Here is an 18813-nt window from a genome sequence, read left to right on the forward strand (position 1 = left end):
AGCGCGAAACGCGTTATAGTTCTTTTAAAATAAGACAATATTACAAAATAAATGATAAGATTCTATATATTCCGGCTATGCAATCTAAATCCATCCACCATCGAAGGTGATTATCTGTCCTGTCAGATAATCAGACGCAGTGATGACAGAGTAAGCCATATCTGCGACCTCATCGGCTGTGGCAAAGCGTCCGGCAGGAATTTCATCGGCAAGCTCAGCTCTTTCTGCCTCGTCAAAGCAGCGGTTCATGTCTGTATCTATGACACCACAGGCAATGGCATTTACCGGAATGTGCGATGGCGCAAGCTCCTTGCCGAGTGCCTTGGTAAATGCATTTATACCGCCCTTGCAGGCAGAGTATGCCACCTCACAGGAGGCTCCGACATTGCCCCAGACAGATGAAATCTGTAGTATGCGGCCACTTTTTTCTGCAACCATGTGAGGGATGATGAGCTTTGAAAAGTTAAAAACACCGGTCAGATTTACGGACACGATATTGCTCCATTCTTCAGGTGTCATATCACTGAGCAGACCGATATGCGATATGCCGGCATTGTTGACGAGTACATCTATATGACCGAAATGGGAAATGGTTTTTGTAATCATATCCTGGGCAAAGCAAAAGTCTCCCACATTTCCCGTGTAGCAGAGCACATCGACTCCGTAATTACCGTGCAGCTCTCCTGCAAGCTCTTTTAGTGTATCGGATGAACTGCGGCAACAAAGCGAGAGATTATAGCCACAGGAAGCAAACTTTTTGGCAATCGCAGCACCGATACCGCGGGAAGCTCCGGTTATTATAGCAGTTTTATTTATATGATTTGTCTGATTTGTCATGACATTCTCCTTATGATTTTCATACCCTGGTTCTGAATAGTTACAAATAATTACGTGATTAAATTACAGTTTAGCTACAGGCATGACACCCCGTTGTTAGGCTGGGCACATCAGTGTAAATTATTGCAAAACTTTTAACAAATTACAGCATAAATAATATCACAAATATATATTATGGGGTAGACAAAATTATTACATTGTGATATTATTTAATAGTTGCAAAACAAATTGCAGACGGCGTGTGGCTCAGTTTGGTAGAGCGCTACGTTCGGGACGTAGAGGTCGCAAGTTCGAATCTTGTCACGCCGATTTATTTATGAATATATCTGAATAGTTACCGGCTATTTCATTTTAGAACACGCGCATAGCGTGTTTTTATTTTAGTTCTTTGAAAATCAAAGTAATATATTGTATTATTGATAAAATGGTGGTAATATAGTACCAACGTATTGGTTTGTTTTAAGAAAGGGACAGGAAATAGGGGGATATGAATATTGTTTCACAAATGTGTGCCATAGCGGTAATGTTTGTTATAATATATTTTTATGTTTCACAGAAAAAGATTATATTACACACATCGCGGGTATTTGTTGAGGTATGGATTGCAGGCATGCTGTCACTTTTCTTCGATATTTTTTCACTTGTTGCAATTGAAAAAAGGGACGGATATCCTCTCGCAGTTACAAATTTTATTTGCAAATTGTACCTCTTGACGATTACATGGGTTGCCATAGTGGCATTCTGGTATATTTGTGTGGATATTTTCAGAAAAAAAGAGCTTGAGTGCAAGTGGAGAAAGTGGTTGTGGATATTTGGAATTTTAACCGACATTCTGATAATGGTTGTACCGATTAAAATTTATGATTCCGATAATATAGTTTATACGTATGGTCCGGCAGTTCTTATAACATATGCGGTAACAGTAACTCTGTTGGGGCTTATTTTACTGCTGACCAAAAAATACAGGCAGGTTATAAACTCAAGAAGAAGAAAGAGTATGCTGGTCTGGGTGACCCTTATGTTTTCGGCGGCGGTTATTCAGTTTATTAATAATAAATTATTGATTGTTGGCTTTGCAAGTATGATAGGTGTGCTTGTAATTTTTATTATGCTTGAGAATCCGATGGCAAATATTGACAGAGATACAGGCTTTTTCAACCTCAATGCTTTTTTTGAATACATGAAGGAGGTATATGGACAGGGAAAGGACGTATCGATAGTGTGTGTTCGTTACGGCAGCAACGGAAATGAGGTTTTTTCCAGCAAGATGGAAAACAGTATTTTTTTTGAGGTTGTTTCATTTATAAAAAATATACCTGATAATTATGTTTTTAGGAGCTCGGCAAACGAGTATCTGCTGGTTTTTGAGAATATTGATTGTGCAGAAAAAACAATCGGAATATTGGAACGCAGGTTCGACAAGCCATGGGGCGGTGACAATATGACGATGCTGTTTGGGGAGATATATTATCTAAGGTCTACTGAGATTGTGCGGAGACCATCGGATATACTGGGGCTTTTTCAATATGCCAAGCGTAACAGAGCTGAGTTTACAGGGCGTGGCGTGATGCTAATTAATAATGCGGTTATTGAGCACATATATGATGAAAATTCGATTGAGAATGAGATAATAGAGGCATTGCGCGATAATCGTGTTGAAGTATTTTACCAGCCTATTTATAATACTAAAACACATAAATTCACTTCTGCGGAGGCACTTGTCAGAATAAGGTCGCGTGAGGGAAATATCATACCTCCGGGCAGATTTATTTCTGTGGCTGAGAAGCGGGGAATCATTCTACGGCTTGGAGAGCGCGTGTTTGAGATGGTGTGCAGATTTATTGTACAGCATGATATACATGCAATGGGGCTTGAGTATATTGAATGCAATCTGTCAGTGGTGCAGTGTGCCTATGACCATTTAGCACAGGATTTCATTGCAATTATGGAGAAATATCATGTGGATGCAAAAGATATTGTGCTTGAGATTACAGAGTCTGCATCTATCACTGAAAAAAAGATACTGCTTGATAATATGAATGCCCTGCGTAAGGTGGGAGTGAGGTTTGCGCTGGATGATTTTGGCACAGGTCAGTCAAACTTAAGCTATATTGTTGATATGCCGATTGACATTGTCAAGTTTGACAGAGGCATGACAAATGCATATTTTGACAACGGAAAGGGCAAGCCGGTTATGGATGCCGCAATGGGCATGATTCAAAAGCTAAAGCTTGAGATTGTTTCTGAGGGAATTGAGGAGAAGGAGCAGTTTGCAAAGCTGGATGAGCTTGGAATAGATTACATTCAAGGCTATTATTTCTCAAAACCGAGAAATGCTGCTGAGTTTATTTCATTCATAGAAAGCAATAATGCATAGTTTATTTCATTCATAGAAAGCAATAATGCATAGTTTATTTCATTCATAGAAAGCAATAATGCATGGTTTATTTTATTCATACAAGATAATAATGATATGAGGGGCAAAAGGTATTTTGCCCCTCATTTATGATTAATCAGATTACTACATGTTACGCATTCCCGTAATCTGACTACACCTCGAAATCCGCTAATTTTCTGCGTCCCCGCAGCAAACTGTTATTTTCTCTGTGTAGTGCGGGTCACTAAGGTATACATCGAATTGCATGCAAGCGGGCATCGATGATACCTTTTGACCCTTTAATCATAATATTTGGGTAGAAATGTTTCCATATGGCAGGGGCATCTATGAATCTTGAGCAGTAATTATTTTTATTTTTTCTGAAAATTCACTTTTTTGTCTTTTTATTTAGAAAATGCTGGATTTTTAAATTATCATAATGTACAATAGCCATAGGTTGATAGCATAGAAAGCGGGTCTTGTGGAGCTGAAACCGCAGAAATTCCCCAAACAGCACCCCAAACCCGCCCAAAAATCCGGAAAAAAGCAGAAAAAAGTAGCTGAAACCGTAGAAATTTCCCAAACAGCACCCCAAACCCAGCCAAAAATCCGGAAAAAAGCAGGAAAAAGTAGCTGAAACCGCAGAAATCCCCGAAACAGCACCCCAAACCCGCCCAAAAATCCGGAAAAAAGCAGAAAAAAGTAGCTGAAACCGCAGAAATCCGCAAAACAGCTCCAAACTATAGTCGGTTTCTATATTTATATGGTGCTATCAAACAAATGGAGACCATAATCTCCACTTTTGAAGATAAATGAAAGCTTTCATTTATCATATTCCCCACAAAAACAATTGAATTACTGTTAGAATCACATATATGGCATCACATGATGCAAAGAGTTAGGAGGAAAATAAAATAAGTTCAATAGATAATAGAATCCAATGGTTGGAAGGTGAGATATTAGAGATTCAGGAAAGGCTGGAGACCATCACTGAGGAAGGGACAATCTATTCAACACAAAAGGATGGAAATGTTAAATGGTATGTTTGGAAAAATGGCAGAAGAGAGTATTTATCAAAGAAAAATGATAAAGAAATCAAAAATCTTGTCAATAAAAAATATCTGGAGCTTTATCTGAAGGACACAATAAATGAGCTCAGACTACTTGAGACAAACAGGAAGGCTCGGAAAAAATATAAAACGGATTATGCCCAGAAAATGTTAAAGCAAAAACATTATAGCAGTATACTTTTAGCGGTTGATAAGAAGGAAAATGAAGAGACACAGGTTCCTAACCCTGAAGCTCTCAAGTTTTATACTAAAATGGGAATTATAGTGCGGTCAAAATCAGAAGTAATTATTGCGACAGCCTTGTATGATAATAATATAAAGTTTGAGTACGAGAAGGCGATTAAAATCTCAGATGTTATTTATTATCCCGATTTTACGGTTGAGAAGAAAAATGGCGACATAATTCTATGGGAGCATCTTGGCTTGATAGACAATCCTGATTATCGAAATAAAGCTTATCGAAAGATATTGAAATATAACGAAAATGGATATTATCAGGGAAAAAATCTTATATTGACATATGAAACAGCGGAAAGTCCATTGGACCCAATGGATGTAGAACATGAAATAGAAAAAATGTGCAGATGATAAAATGCTCAAAAAATTACGAAGAAAATTTATAGCCATAGCAATGTTATGAGTTTCAATTGTTCTTATTGCAATTGTAGGCACGATAAACATCGCAAACTATATAAGTACAAACGAGGCGTTGGATGCACGTCTTAAGCTGATTGCCGGAAACGGAGGAACATTCCCGGATCTTTTAGAACAGAAAACGCAAACACAGATACATTCGGCAATACAGCAGATGAAAGTACAAATAAAGGGACTTCCACGCTCAAAGAGCCACCATCCGGCAGAACAGATGTATAGCCACCGGAGGATATGAATTTATAATTGTATTGTAGATTAAAATATTTTTTTACATGCATTTTACACACTAATGATTTTGCATTTTACATTTCCCCATTACTATATGAGTTGTAACAAACAAAGAAATAAATTCAAGAAAGAAATGAAAGAGGAAATTAAAATGAAAAATCGTATGAAAAAACTTTTAGTTTTAGCAACTGCTGCAACAATGATGACAGCAGCATTTACAGGATGTGGCTCAAGCTCAGACGGAGCAGACAACAATGCAGATACAAGCGCAGATAAGAGCGCAGATGAAGGTGCATCAAATGAGAACTTAAGCGGTTCACTTTCACTTGCAGGAAGTACTTCAATGGAGAAGCTTTGTGAGGCACTCAAGGAGTCATTCATGGAGAAAACCCCTGGAGTAACAGTAACAGTTGAGTATACAGGCTCTGGTTCAGGAATCGAGTCAGTAACAGCAGGAAGCGTAGATATCGGAGATTCATCAAGAGCACTTACAGATGATGAGAAAGCAAACGGCGTTGAGGAAAACATCGTAGCAATCGACGGAATCGCAGTAATCACAGACAAGGACAACTCAGTAACAGAGCTTACATCAGATGACTTAAAGAAAATCTACACAGGTGAGATTTCAAACTGGAAAGACCTTGGTGGAAAAGATGAGGCAATCGTAGCAATCGGCCGTGAGGCAGCTTCAGGTACAAGAGGAGCCTTCGAGGAGCTTCTTGATGTAAAGGATCAGTGCAAATATGCACAGGAGCTTGACTCAACAGGAGCAGTTCTTGCAAAGGTAGGCTCAACACCGGGAGCAATCGGATATGTTTCACTTGACGTGCTTGATGATACAGTAACAGCAATGAAAATTGACGGAGTAGAGGCAACAGAGGAAAACATTGTAGCAGGCAAATATCTCCTTTCTCGTCCATTCGTAATGGCTACAAAGGGCAAGATTGACGAGCAGAACGATATTGTTAAAGCTTGGTTTGACTATGTAAACTCAGATGAGGGACAGGCAGTTATCAAGAAGGTAGGCCTTATCCTCCCACAGTAGAAATTATCGGTCATAGTAATGATACAAAATACAGACATCGATACGAGACATCGCTAGTAAGTATAAGTATAAAAAATGATACGAAATACAGACATTGATACGAGACATAACTAGTAAGTATAAGTATAAAAATAATACAAAAATACAGACATCGATACGAGACATCGCTAGTAAGTATAAGTATAAAAAATAATACAAAATACAGACATCGATATTAGACATCAGTATTAATACATATCGATAAGATACAGGGTTTCCTCAGGAAATGGCAGGTTTCCTGGGGAATTTTTGAAACAAGGAGTATCAAATGAAACATAAATCCATAGTAGAGAATGTTGCCAAAATAATATTCACGATATGTGCGGTTGTGGCAATATTCGCAGTATTATCAATAACAATTTATATGTTCCTTAAAGGCGCACCGGCATTTTTCAAGGTCGGAGTGTTAAATCTCTTATTCGGAACAAAATGGGCGCCGACTGCGGCAGACCCAAACTACGGAATATTGTACATAATCCTCACATCCATTATAGGAACAGCAGTATCTATACTCATAGGAGTACCGATTGCTCTTCTTACGGCAGTATTTCTCACTGAGGTGTCAAACAAAAAGCTCTCAGCAGTAGTGCAGCCGGCAGTAGAGCTGCTTGCAGCCATTCCATCAGTAATCTATGGACTTTTGGGACTTATGATACTTAATCCGGTATTATACAAGCTGGAGAAACATATTTTTGCAAACTCAGCAACACATCAGTTTACCGGCGGATCAAATCTGTTTGCAGCAATCATAGTGCTTGCAATCATGATTCTTCCTACGGTAATCAACATGAGCGTATCATCAATACAGGCAGTACCGCAGCAGATGAGAGCGGCATCCCTTGCTCTTGGAGCAACAAAGATACAGACAATATTTAAAGTGACGGTTCCTGCAGCAAAGTCAGGAATCATGACAGGAATTGTACTCGGAATAGGTCGTGCGCTCGGAGAAGCGATGGCTATCAACATGGTAGCCGGTGGAACGGTAAGCTTTCCACTTCCGTTCAACTCAGTGCGTTTCCTTACCACACAGCTCGTCAGCGAGATGGGATATGCCAGCGGACTTCACAGACAGGTGCTTTTCTCAGTAGGTCTAGTGCTTTTTGTGTTTATCATGATAATCAACCTCACCCTTATGAAACTCAAAAAGAAAGGAGCTGTGGAAAATGACTAGTATAAATGGAAAACGCCGCAGAATAGGCGATGATGTAGTATACTTTTTCATATATCTGTGTGCAGCATTATCGGTAGTGCTGCTTGCGGGAATCATCATATATGTATTTGTCAGGGGAATCGGCCAGGTAAATTGGCAGTTTCTGACCAGCGAGACATCTGTCTTAAGAGGCACTGTCGGAATAGCGGGCAACTTGCTCAATACACTTTACATCATAATTATCACCATGCTCATAGCAACTCCTGTCGGAGTGGGAGCAGCCGTGTACTTGAATGAGTATGCAAAGCCGGGTAAGCTCGTATCCACAATAGAGTTTGCCACAGAGACACTTGCAGGAATACCGTCAATCATCTTTGGCCTCTTCGGAATGATGTTTTTCGGACAGACAATTGGCTTTGGCTACAGTATCCTGACAGGTTCATTGACACTGACACTCATGGTGCTGCCTCTCATCACAAGAAATACACAGGAGGCGCTTAAAACTGTACCGGACAGCTACAGACACGGAGCAGTCGGACTTGGAGCCGGAAAATGGTACACCATCCGCACCATTCTGCTGCCGTCAGCCATGCCGGGAATCATCACAGGTGTTATCCTTGCAATCGGCCGAATAGTAGGTGAGTCAGCAGCACTCCTCTTTACAGCAGGAAGTGCAGGAATGCTTCCAAAGGTTGCCAGCGGTTATTTCTCAAAGATAATGCAGTCGGGTGGAACACTTACCATCAAGCTCTACCTTGCAGCGACAAGTGAGGGAAAATTCGACCAGGCATTTGGAATTGCGGTTGTGCTTCTCGTAATCGTATTCCTTATCAATATACTGACAAAGGTGCTGGCAAAGAAATTCCAGGCGAAGTAAGCTAAGTAAAGCAGATAAAGCTAAGTAAAGTAAATAAAGCAAAGTAAATAAAGCAAAGTAAGCCCGGTAAGGTAATCTAAGACGGCCGGACAATGAAAGTAAATTTGGCACAGCAAAATTAGTAAACAAATCAACCGGTTATTATAATGATATGAGGGCCAAAAGGTATTTTACCCCTTTAATCATAATAATAAATTAACGTATGTAGTAAATAACCAATATAATAATCAAACTAAGAAAAGAAGCTTCGATTTGATATCAGTAAATCGGAGCTTCTTTTTAGTTTCATTAAGATTATTTCTTAAACAAATCTTAATGTGTTACATAATTGGATTTTAATGTTACAATTGATACAATAAGACCAACATAAAACTTCCGGAGGCAATTATGTATAAAGTATTAGTATGTGATGATGAGAAAGACATTGTATCAGCAATCAGCATTTATTTGACCAGCGATGGCTACGAGGTAATCCCGGCGCGAAACGGACTGGAGGCGCTCGATATAGTAAAACACAATGATGTGCATCTTGTCCTGATGGACATCATGATGCCTGTCATGGACGGCATAGAGGCGATGGTGGAAATCAGAAAAATATCTAATGTGCCGGTCATACTGCTCACTGCCAAAAGTGAGGACACTGACAAGGTACTCGGACTCACGGTCGGAGCAGACGACTATGTGACGAAACCGTTTAACCCGGTAGAGCTGCAGGCAAGGGTGAAGTCGCAGATCAGGAGATACATGCTTCTCGGCGCAGGCAATACAAGCGCAGGAAAGCTGGTAATCGGCGGCATCGAGCTGGATGACAAATCAAAGACAGTGACAGTTGATGGCGAGGCAGCAAATCTCACACGTACAGAGTACGATATTTTGAAGCTTCTCATGGAGCATCCGGGCGAGGTGTATTCGCCGAATCAGATATATGCAAAGGTCTGGAAGGATGAGCCGTATGGGACAGAAAACACGGTGGCGGTACATATCCGTCATCTCAGAGAAAAGGTTGAGATAAATCCGGCTGAGCCAAGGTACTTAAAGGTCATCTGGGGTCGCGGATACAAAATTGACGCTGAATAGGTGCATGCTTGATAAAGTTTGTCAGGTGAAGCACTATAAAATGGAAGGTGAATGATATGAAAAAAATATCAAGGAATCTGTGGCTTAAGCTTGCGGCATTTATAGTCTGCTCGGTCATGGCGGCAGGGCTTGTTGTAACAACGTTAGTTGCAGTGTATACAAACAATTATGAAAGTACAGCACAGCTAAGGGATGAGATTCATGCGAATATTGCATCAGCCTATAGCAGACAGATGGTGTACAATTATGAATCCGGTGATGACACTGCATTTTCGCAGATGACTAATGATACCAATCTGCAGGCCGCAGTGGTAAAGAGCAATGAAACATCAGAGGACAAGGTGGATGTGAAATCTGATGCTGCAAAGGTGTATTCAAGCGTGGATAAAATATCAAATCCGGATTTTATTTTTAGCTACAAGGCAAAGGACTTAACGCGGAACAGGCTATCAAATCTGTGGGATGCAATGAGTGGCAGCTATGAAGAGTCAGACGATGCATCAAACGATATGAACAGTGAGAGAATCAGCTCAATCATGTATTCCAGGACAAATGGGCTCTTTTATCTGTGCCTGAATGATGGTACAGCTTATGTCATTCCAAAGGTGAGGGTGATGACAGGCTCTAACGATAACAGCTCGCTTGGCTTATATAAGGCAGTTGAGAAAACTGATGAGAATGGAAATAATTACTTTGCCTACGAGGAGATGTTTACAGGCCAGTTACTCGATATTACAGGCTTTGCCGAGTGGAAAAATGTAAAGTGCTACGATGAAAAAGGAAATCATATAAAGTGCGGCATGAATCTGAGTGTTAACGATGATTCACGCTTTGATAGTGACGGCTCTTACTACAATTATAATGAGGATATTTATTATGACCGTTATGAAATCATAAAAGTTGTGGAGCAGGTGAATGAGAGCTATGAGCTTTTACCGGATACATTTAATATATCGGATACCGGAATTGTGTACTATCCATACACCCCAACGGAAGAGCAGCCTGAGTACTATTATGTGTATGCAAAGCTTCCGCAGCAGCTTCAGGCAAAGGGCGATTACTTCAATCAGGCAGACAGCTTACTTGACGTCATGGAATTTACAGAGGCTCATTTGAGTGTATTGTTTGTCGTATTTATACTTGGTTTTGTGATTACAGCGGGATATCTGCTGGCAGTTGCCGGAAAACGTGCAGAGTCAGAGGAAATTAAATTACGATTATATGACAGGATGCCGTATGAGGTGATGCTTGGAGTGACAATGCTTGCAGACTTTATGGTATTTCCGGCATGCTTTTTGCTTATAAAGCAGCTTCCGGTGGTGGCACTCATTTGTCTGGCAGCAACCATGGTTTCGCTTGAAGCAATCCTGTCAACATACGTAAGAATCAGGGCACATGAGTTCTGGAAGCATACATTGTGCTACTATGTTGTGAGTTTTTTCTTAAAGCCTGTCAAAAAGCTATGCAGGATGGTATTTGCCCCAATCAGATACGGCTTTTCATGGATAGAAAGAAATGTACCGCTGTTTCTGATTAGTATGCTGGCATTCGGCCTTTTATGTCTGCTTGAGCTTATAGGCTTTTGCATGGAGCTTATTGGCTTTGTATTTATTATAAAGCTTATAGAGCTTGCACTGCTTATCGCATTTATCATGCAGTATGACAGGATAAGATGCGCCGCAAAGGCTATAGCAAACGGTGATTTTTCACAGCCGGTTGATACATCAAGGCTTATGCTGTTTTTCAGAAAGCATGGCGAGGATTTGAATAATGTGAGCAATGGAATAGAGGCGGCGGTCTCTGAAAAAATGAAGAGCGAGCGCTTCAGGACGGAGCTCATCACAAATGTGTCGCATGATATCAAGACACCGCTCACCTCCATTATCAATTATGTGGACCTGTTGCAGAAGGAGGATATAGATAACGAGAAGGTACGCGAATATCTTGACGTTCTCGACAGACAGTCATCACGTCTGAAAAAATTAATTCAGGATTTACTCGAAGCGTCAAAGGCATCTACGGGCAGCATAAACGTAGAGCTGGAGGAACTGGATGCGGCTGTTATGCTGTCACAGGTAGCAGGGGAATACAAAGAAAAATTCGAGAAAAATAATCTTGATTTAATTATTAAAAATGACGTTACACCTGTCATGATTCAGGCAGACGGACGACATCTGTGGAGAGTGTTTGATAATCTGATGAACAACATCAACAAATATGCCCAGCCGGGCACGAGAGTGTACATTGACATCATTCCAAAGGACAGCGGAGCCATCATAACCTTCAAGAATGTATCAGCTACACCGCTTAATATTTCAAGCGATGAGCTTAAGGAGCGTTTTGTCAGAGGAGACAGCTCACGAAATACCGAGGGCAGCGGACTGGGATTGTCTATTGCAGAAAGCCTCATGAAGCTTATGAATGGTACTTTGGAGCTGACTGTGGATGGTGATCTATTTAAGGTGACTTTGGAGTTTTAACCTTTTTAAAACTATATTATATATTGAACTTATACGACATAAGAAACAACAAAATCCGGGGCAGATGCCCCGGATTTTAATCGAGCTGTTTCTCACAATATTTTTCGACAAGATTTATAAATTCTTCTGCAACTGTAATTTGCCGCTCTGCTTCTTCTCTGCTTGCAATATAAAAATCATCATAATCGCTTGCATGACGAATTTCCTCTGCCATTCCAATTTTTCTTCCTATTTCTCTGGGAAAAATTTCTGTTTTAACATAGTCTTTATTAAAATTAGCTATTGCATCCTTGTGTCTCTTATATGCTTTTCCACTAGTAGCATGTACTGCATTTATAGCATGAAAAATTGCATAGTAGGCTCTGTTATTAGCTCCTTTATAATCATCAATAGACAATAGCACCTTTGCGGATTTTAAGTCATTCTTTGAGGTTTCAATTCTATATAGAACAAGATCTCTTCTTGTACCAATTTCTACATCATGCGGCTCCATATAGTATAACCCCCTCTTTATGAATATTTGAATAAAATGGATAATTTACTACCCACTTATTAAAAATCTCTTCACTTTTGGCAATTGGTTTTATGTCAATGTCATGATCCAGATTAAAGTCATATGTCATATAGGAAAGCTTCTCACCATAAGATTTAAGATCAATATCTGACATATCAACCAAAATCATAATATCTATATCTGAGTCGGGTCTGAAATCGCCTCTGGCATACGAACCATATAAAATAATCTGTCTGACATGTGAACCATAAATTTTTTTGATTTCTTCAATGTATTGTCCAATAAGATTATACATAGCTTTTGTCATATGCTACCCCTCCTTAAAAAATAATTTTCACTCTACTATTTTATTATACCATATATTAAAAAAAATGCATTTTATATTTTACCACAAAAAGTCGGTATAAAAAGGCCGAGGCATCTGCCCCGGCCTTTACACGCAAACATTTCAATTGTGTAAGCGTAATATTATTATGCTTTTCATCTATGCTCTATATCACATGTTTCATATTAGATGTGTAATATCACATATAGACATTCAATAATATGATATGAGGGTCAAAAGATATTTTGACCCTTTAATCATAATATAGACGTGATTTAATTTACCGATATCATCTCCAAAAACCTCTCATGAATCCGTGTATCATCATTAAGCTCCGGATGAAAAGCCAGCCCAATCTGGTTCTTATACTGCACACCGACAATTTTGCCGTCATACTCTGCGAGTACACGCACATCATTCTTTGCTGAAGCATCAATAGCTTCCACGTAAGGCGCCCTGATAAATGTCATGGTAAAGTCGAAGCTATTGTCAAACCTTGCTGTAGCCTCGAAGCTTCCGAGCTGTCTGCCGTAGGCATTTCTTTTAACAGTGACAGGCAAAGTGCCGAAATATACGTTGTCATCGTTGCTGATATGTGAAGCTAAAAGGATAAGACCGGCGCAGGTTGCAAGCACCGGAAGTCCGTTTGCGATTCTTCCCTTAAGCTCATCAAACATATCAAGCTCACGTAGCAGTTTGCCCTGCACAGTGCTCTCACCTCCAGGCAGCACGAGTCCGTCTAAGTCACAGATATCTGATTTCTGGCGCAGCTCTACACATTCGCACCCGAGAGACTCAAGCATGCGCTTGTGCTCAATAAACGCTCCCTGAACGGCTAAAACACCAATCTTAAGTCCTGATTTCATTTTATTTGCCTCTTTCTTCCATGATGATTTTAATCTCGCTTTCGTTGATTCCGACCATAGCCTCACCGAGATCCTCAGAAAGCTCTGCGATGAGCTTTGCATCAGTAAAGTTTGTCACAGCTTTTACGATAGCGGCAGCTCTCTTGGCAGGATCGCCTGATTTGAAGATACCTGAACCGACGAACACACCCTCAGCACCGAGCTGCATCATAAGAGCCGCATCGGCTGGAGTGGCTACACCACCGGCCGCAAAGTTTACAACCGGAAGTTTGCCGTTGTCATGAACGAATTTGACCAGCTCGAAAGGCACCTGAAGATTTTTAGCTGCCTCGAAAAGCTCATCCTCACGCATGGAAGTAAGTTTTGCAATCTCAGAATTCATCTTTCTCATATGTCTGACAGCCTGCACGATATCACCTGTACCGGGCTCACCCTTTGTACGAATCATGGAAGCTCCCTCGTTGATACGGCGGAGAGCCTCACCGAGATCTCTTGCACCACATACGAAAGGCACCTTGAAATCTCTCTTATTGATATGGTACACATCATCAGCAGGTGAAAGCACCTCAGACTCGTCAATATAGTCAATCTCGATAGCTTCAAGTATCTGAGCCTCCACGAAGTGACCGATACGGCACTTTGCCATGACGGGGATGCTGACAGCCTCCTGAATGCCTTTAATCATCTTAGGATCGCTCATTCTCGAAACACCGCCTGCGGCTCTTATATCAGCAGGGATTCTTTCAAGTGCCATGACAGCACATGCACCGGCAGCCTCGGCAATCTTTGCCTGCTCCGGAGTCGTGACATCCATGATGACACCGCCTTTTAGCATCTGCGCAAGACCTTTGTTGAGTTCGTATTGAGTATTCTTATTGTTCTCCATTTGTTAAATCTCCTTTTGTTTTTTGCATTTGTATTTTTGCATCAATTTATATGATATGAGGGTCAAAAGGTATTTTGCCCCTTTAATCATTTATATGACGAAAGTAGTCAGGCGTAAGCAGATATGTTTAGGTGGCGCAGGCGGCGAGTACACTCTCGTGAGAGCGCATAGCGGAGCTGCTTAGATACTGTTGAATTATGCCCAAGAAAACCAGAAATGCACCGGCATGGAAGCCGGGGCAAGGAGCTATCGAGCCATGGAGGGCGAGTAGCGACGGTTTCGTCTGCCATAGAAAACCTATAAGGCATAATTCTTACAGTATCTTGGCAGCAAAGCGTAGCGAACACGAGAGTGTACTCGCCACCTGCGCCACCGCGATACATTTGCTCACACCAACCGCATATCATGGTTGCAATAATACGCCACATCTGGTAATATTAAAATATTCAAAATAAGGAAAATAAAAATGCCAGAAAGCGGTGAATCAAATGCTGACCTACGACCTCACAAAAACAGACGGACCACTCTACAAATGCCTTTATGAGTGCATCAAAAACGATATATCACAGGGAAAATTAAGCTCCGGGGAGAAAATGCCATCAAAGCGTGCCCTCGCAAAGAATCTGGGGGTTAGTACCATTACGGTTGAAAATGCATATGACCAGTTGATAGGCGAGGGCTATATGTTTGCAAGACCAAAGAGGGGCTATTTCATAGCCGATGTGTCAGATATCAGGGTAATCAAGGCACCGGTGCAGAAGGAGCTTAGCATAAAGCTGCCGCCTGAGCAGGATGAAAGCATATTTGACTTCTCATCAAACAGGACAGACTCGGGTAACTTTCCGTTTTCCATATGGGCAAAGCTCATGCGAGAGACGATTTCCCTTAGGGAACAGGAGCTTTTGTCGGTGTCGCCGTGTGGCGGAGTGAGAGAGCTTCGGGAAGCGATAGCAAGCCATCTGTCATCGTTTCGCGGTATGAATGTGGACCCGGACCAGATAATAGTCGGAGCGGGAACAGAGTATCTGTACGGACTGCTTGTGAAGCTTTTGGGTACGGACAAGGTATACTGCGTGGAGGATCCGGGCTATAAGAAAATCAGCCAGATATACGAGTGTAACAATGCAAAATGCCTGCCGGTGCAGATGGATGAGCAGGGCATCAGCGTGGAGCTTATAAAGAAAGCGAACGCGCAGATAGCACATATCAGCCCGACACACCATTTTCCGACGGGAATCACGATGCCTGTGAACCGCCGCTATGAGCTTTTGGCATGGGCCAACGAGAGCAGCGACAGATACATCATAGAGGATGATTATGACAGTGAGTTTCGCATGAACGGACACCCGATACCGCCCATCCTCTCGATAGATGCGTGTGAAAAGGTCATCTATATAAATACATTTTCAAAATCTCTCACATCCACCATCCGAATCAGCTACATGGTACTGCCGGAGCATCTGGCAAATGAGTTTTACAGGAGGCTTTCATTTTACTCATGTACGGTATCCACCTTCGAGCAGTATACGCTGGCACGATTTATCAGCGAGGGCTATTTTGAAAAGCACATAAACAGGATGAGACTGCACTACGGCAGAAAGCGCCAGAGCGTGCTTGCGTCCATAAAAGGCTGCTTCACTGAAAAGGAATGCAGGGTAATAGAAAATGACTCCGGACTGCATTTTATCATACAGTTTGACACGAACCTTCCGGACAAAACAGTTGAAGAGCTGCTATTGAAAAAAGGTATAAAGCTTCAGGCGATTACATATTTCAATCTGAGTAAGCCAAAGGAAGACAGGCATCAGTTTATTATCAATTATTCAAATATTGATGCAGACAGGATAATGGAAAAGCTACTAATTATTAAAGATACAATACTTTAACCAGACAGTACTTTAATAAAGCCGACTATAAAGCATATAAATAGTGTATACAAATAATAAATACAAACAATAAATACAAACAGTGTGAATAATTTATGTGTGTAAAAATTTGACATAGATTTTACATACATCTGATAGAGCATTTTACAAAGCATCCATATAATGTATTCTCGAAGACAAGAAATTTATTACATGTTGCAGGAGATACAAATGGAGAAAAAAATCAAAATTCAGGTTCGCGACCTGAATCTGTATTATGGCCAGAATCATGCACTGCATGGTGTCAATATGGACATAAAAGAAAACAGTGTGACAGCGCTGATCGGACCGTCAGGATGTGGTAAGTCTACATTTTTAAAGTGCATCAACAGAATGAATGATCTGGTTGACAACGTCAGAATCGATGGAAGCATAGAGATAGATGGTGAGAATATATATGCACCATCAGTTGATACAACCGTACTTCGCAAAAAGGTCGGCATGGTTTTCCAACAGCCGAATCCGTTCCCGATGAGCATATATGACAATATCGCATATGGCCCGAGGGTGCATGGCATCAAGGATAAAAAGACACTCGACCAGATAGTTGAGGAAAGTCTTCAGGGTGCTGCGATATTCAATGAAGTTAAAGATAGATTAAAGAAATCTGCTATGGGACTTTCGGGTGGACAGCAGCAGAGACTGTGTATTGCGAGAGCGCTTGCCGTACAGCCGGAGGTGCTTTTGATGGATGAGCCAACATCAGCGCTCGACCCTATCTCTACTTCAAAGATAGAGGAGCTCATGGAGGATTTAAAGAAAAAGTACACAGTTGTGGTTGTAACACATAACATGCAGCAGGCAGTGCGTGTGTCAGACGATACAGCCTTCTTCCTTGTGGGAGATATGGTTGAGTTTGATGACACAAAGACAATTTTCTCATATCCACAGGACAAGAGAACAGAGGATTACATCACAGGGAGGTTTGGTTAATGAGATCGAAATTCGACGAGCAGCTTAAGACGCTGAATGAAGAAATGATGCACATGGGAAGCATGATTGAGGAGTCAATCCAGAAAGCAATCGAGGCATTTATACATCAGGATGCCGATAGCGCCAAAGCCATCATGGAGGGCGATTCAGAGATAGACAGAGAACAGAAAAAGATAGAGAGCCTGTGCTTTAATCTGCTCATGCAGCAGCAGCCTGTAGCAAGAGACCTTAGAACAATTTCTGCAGCGATGAAGATGGTTACTGATATGGAGCGTATAGGAGACCACGCAGCCGATATCAGCGAGATGACCATTTTGATGAGCAGTGACAAGCCATACAGGGTCAATATAGAGCATGTCAAAAGCATGGCTTCAGAGACAATGCTTATGCTTATCAGGGCAATCGAGGCATATGTTGAGAAGAACAATGACAAGGCTCACATAGTGATGAAGCAGGATGATGTGATTGATGAGCTTTTTGATAAGGTAAAGGCTGAGCTTATTGATTTCATCAGGGAGCATCCGGAGGATGGTGAGCAGGCAGAGGATCTTCTCATGGTTGCAAAATACTTTGAGCGTATCGGAGACCATGCGACAAATATTGCTGAGTGGGTTGAGTTTGCGCTTGATGACAAGGTTCACAAATCATGATTTAATCTTTAAACTGAAAAATTAAATCATAGTTATATACAGACAAAATTGATACAGACGATGGATTTTACATAAATTTTACATAAAACCATCGTCTGTTTTACATTAGTAATGTATAATCGAAAGTAAAAAGCAGGTAAAAATTTTACATAGGATTTTTTGAAATGGAGAAAGCTATGGCACTTATTTATATTGTAGAGGACGACGAGAGCATACGTGAGATAGAGACTATTGCTTTAAAAAACAGTAATTACATCGTCAGTGCATTTGAAAACGCAAAGGAATTTTACAAGAAGCTGGATGAGCTCGTACCGGACCTCATACTGCTTGATGTGATGCTTCCGGATGAGAGTGGCTACGATATCGTGAGAAAGCTCAGAAAACGTCCGGCTACACAGGATATTCCTATTATAATGGTCACAGCCAAGACCACAGAGATGGATATGATAAAAGGGCTTGACGGAGGTGCAGATGATTACATCAAAAAGCCTTTCTCAATCATGGAGCTTATCACAAGAGTAAAGGCACTGCTCAGGAGAACAGCGAAGGAGGAGCCGAAGCTTTTAAAGCTGGATGACCTGGTGATTGACCATGAGCGCCATGTGGTTACAGTGAACAATGAGCAGGTTGACCTTACATACAAGGAGTACGAGCTTTTAAGGCTTCTGATGGGCAGTCAGGGCATAGTCATGACCAGGGAGGTCATCATGAGAAGCGTCTGGGATACTGACTTTGAGGGCGAGACACGTACAGTGGACATGCACATAAAGACACTCCGCCACAAGCTGGGTGACTATGGCAGCAGGATAAAGACAGTCAGAAATGTGGGCTATGTTATAGAATAATAGCTGTTATAATGATTTCTAATATACATAAGCGG

17 protein-coding genes and 1 tRNA gene are annotated in these 18813 nt (G+C 41.1%); 13 read left to right on the forward strand and 5 right to left on the reverse strand.

Annotation, left to right across the window (positions count from 1 at the left end; translation table 11 throughout):
• Positions 1-84 precede the first annotated feature (84 nt).
• On the reverse strand, positions 85-837 hold the full coding sequence (ymfI, locus tag ACTQ1L_RS06520) for an elongation factor P 5-aminopentanone reductase (protein WP_441366088.1): 753 nt from the start codon (positions 835-837) through the stop codon (positions 85-87).
• A gap of 235 nt (positions 838-1072) precedes the next feature.
• On the opposite strand from ymfI, the gene ACTQ1L_RS06525 reads away from it, so the two are divergent.
• The 9 genes from ACTQ1L_RS06525 (at position 1073) to ACTQ1L_RS06565 (ending at position 11834) form a co-directional block, all read left to right on the forward strand.
• Positions 1073-1146: transfer RNA gene (locus ACTQ1L_RS06525), tRNA-Pro, on the forward strand.
• A gap of 178 nt (positions 1147-1324) precedes the next feature.
• Positions 1325-3214, forward strand: a complete 1890-nt coding sequence (locus ACTQ1L_RS06530) for an EAL domain-containing protein (RefSeq protein ID WP_441366090.1) — start codon at positions 1325-1327, stop codon at positions 3212-3214.
• Between the two features lie 944 nt (positions 3215-4158).
• Positions 4159-4872, forward strand: coding sequence for a hypothetical protein (locus ACTQ1L_RS06535; RefSeq protein WP_441366092.1), 714 nt, complete (start codon positions 4159-4161; stop codon positions 4870-4872).
• A 121-nt stretch (positions 4873-4993) separates the two neighbouring features.
• Positions 4994-5173, forward strand: a complete 180-nt coding sequence (locus ACTQ1L_RS06540) for a hypothetical protein (RefSeq protein ID WP_441366094.1) — start codon at positions 4994-4996, stop codon at positions 5171-5173.
• Positions 5174-5317: 144 nt separating this feature from the next.
• Positions 5318-6211, forward strand: coding sequence for a phosphate ABC transporter substrate-binding protein (locus ACTQ1L_RS06545; RefSeq protein ID WP_441366095.1), 894 nt, complete (start codon positions 5318-5320; stop codon positions 6209-6211).
• A 307-nt stretch (positions 6212-6518) separates the two neighbouring features.
• The gene (gene pstC, locus ACTQ1L_RS06550) at positions 6519-7421 is read left to right on the forward strand and encodes a phosphate ABC transporter permease subunit PstC (protein WP_441366096.1); all 903 of its coding nucleotides are present in this window, start codon (positions 6519-6521) and stop codon (positions 7419-7421) included.
• Positions 7414-8277: a phosphate ABC transporter permease PstA gene (pstA, locus tag ACTQ1L_RS06555; protein WP_441366098.1), complete on the forward strand. Its 864-nt coding sequence runs from the start codon at positions 7414-7416 to the stop codon at positions 8275-8277. Before pstC ends, pstA begins: the two co-directional genes overlap by 8 nt.
• A gap of 387 nt (positions 8278-8664) precedes the next feature.
• On the forward strand, positions 8665-9354 hold the full coding sequence (locus tag ACTQ1L_RS06560) for a response regulator transcription factor (RefSeq protein WP_012743710.1): 690 nt from the start codon (positions 8665-8667) through the stop codon (positions 9352-9354).
• A gap of 56 nt (positions 9355-9410) precedes the next feature.
• Complete coding sequence (locus ACTQ1L_RS06565) at positions 9411-11834, forward strand: sensor histidine kinase (protein ID WP_441366101.1); 2424 nt, start codon at positions 9411-9413, stop codon at positions 11832-11834.
• A 76-nt stretch (positions 11835-11910) separates the two neighbouring features.
• Here the strand turns inward: ACTQ1L_RS06565 and ACTQ1L_RS06570 are convergent, their stop codons facing one another.
• From ACTQ1L_RS06570 to pdxS, 4 genes are all read right to left on the reverse strand, one after another.
• Positions 11911-12327, reverse strand: a complete 417-nt coding sequence (locus ACTQ1L_RS06570; protein ID WP_441366103.1) for a HEPN domain-containing protein — start codon at positions 12325-12327, stop codon at positions 11911-11913.
• On the reverse strand, positions 12314-12655 hold the full coding sequence (locus tag ACTQ1L_RS06575) for a nucleotidyltransferase domain-containing protein (RefSeq protein WP_441366105.1): 342 nt from the start codon (positions 12653-12655) through the stop codon (positions 12314-12316). Before ACTQ1L_RS06575 ends, ACTQ1L_RS06570 begins: the two co-directional genes overlap by 14 nt.
• 293 nt (positions 12656-12948) lie before the next feature.
• A complete protein-coding gene (gene pdxT, locus ACTQ1L_RS06580) occupies positions 12949-13539 on the reverse strand; it encodes a pyridoxal 5'-phosphate synthase glutaminase subunit PdxT (RefSeq protein ID WP_441366106.1) in 591 nt (196 codons plus the stop codon).
• A 1-nt stretch (position 13540) separates the two neighbouring features.
• The gene (gene pdxS / locus ACTQ1L_RS06585) at positions 13541-14425 is read right to left on the reverse strand and encodes a pyridoxal 5'-phosphate synthase lyase subunit PdxS (protein ID WP_330021869.1); all 885 of its coding nucleotides are present in this window, start codon (positions 14423-14425) and stop codon (positions 13541-13543) included.
• Positions 14426-14913: 488 nt separating this feature from the next.
• On the opposite strand from pdxS, the gene pdxR reads away from it, so the two are divergent.
• The 4 genes from pdxR to ACTQ1L_RS06605 all read left to right on the forward strand — a co-directional run bounded on the left by pdxR (position 14914) and on the right by ACTQ1L_RS06605 (position 18778).
• Entirely contained in the window at positions 14914-16311 is a 1398-nt protein-coding gene (pdxR, locus tag ACTQ1L_RS06590; protein ID WP_441366107.1) for a MocR-like pyridoxine biosynthesis transcription factor PdxR, read from the forward strand.
• A gap of 210 nt (positions 16312-16521) precedes the next feature.
• Positions 16522-17283 carry a phosphate ABC transporter ATP-binding protein PstB gene (gene pstB / locus ACTQ1L_RS06595; RefSeq protein WP_441366108.1) on the forward strand — a complete coding sequence of 254 codons (762 nt, stop codon included), beginning with the start codon at positions 16522-16524 and terminating at the stop codon, positions 17281-17283.
• The gene (gene phoU, locus ACTQ1L_RS06600) at positions 17283-17933 is read left to right on the forward strand and encodes a phosphate signaling complex protein PhoU (RefSeq protein WP_441366110.1); all 651 of its coding nucleotides are present in this window, start codon (positions 17283-17285) and stop codon (positions 17931-17933) included. The genes pstB and phoU overlap by 1 nt, the downstream gene beginning before the upstream one ends.
• Positions 17934-18109: 176 nt before the next feature.
• A complete protein-coding gene (locus ACTQ1L_RS06605) occupies positions 18110-18778 on the forward strand; it encodes a response regulator transcription factor (protein WP_441366111.1) in 669 nt (222 codons plus the stop codon).
• Positions 18779-18813: the final 35 nt, after the last annotated feature.

This window comes from Agathobacter sp. LCP21S3_B2 (genome assembly GCF_052118705.1).
Lineage (GTDB): Bacteria > Bacillota > Clostridia > Lachnospirales > Lachnospiraceae > Roseburia.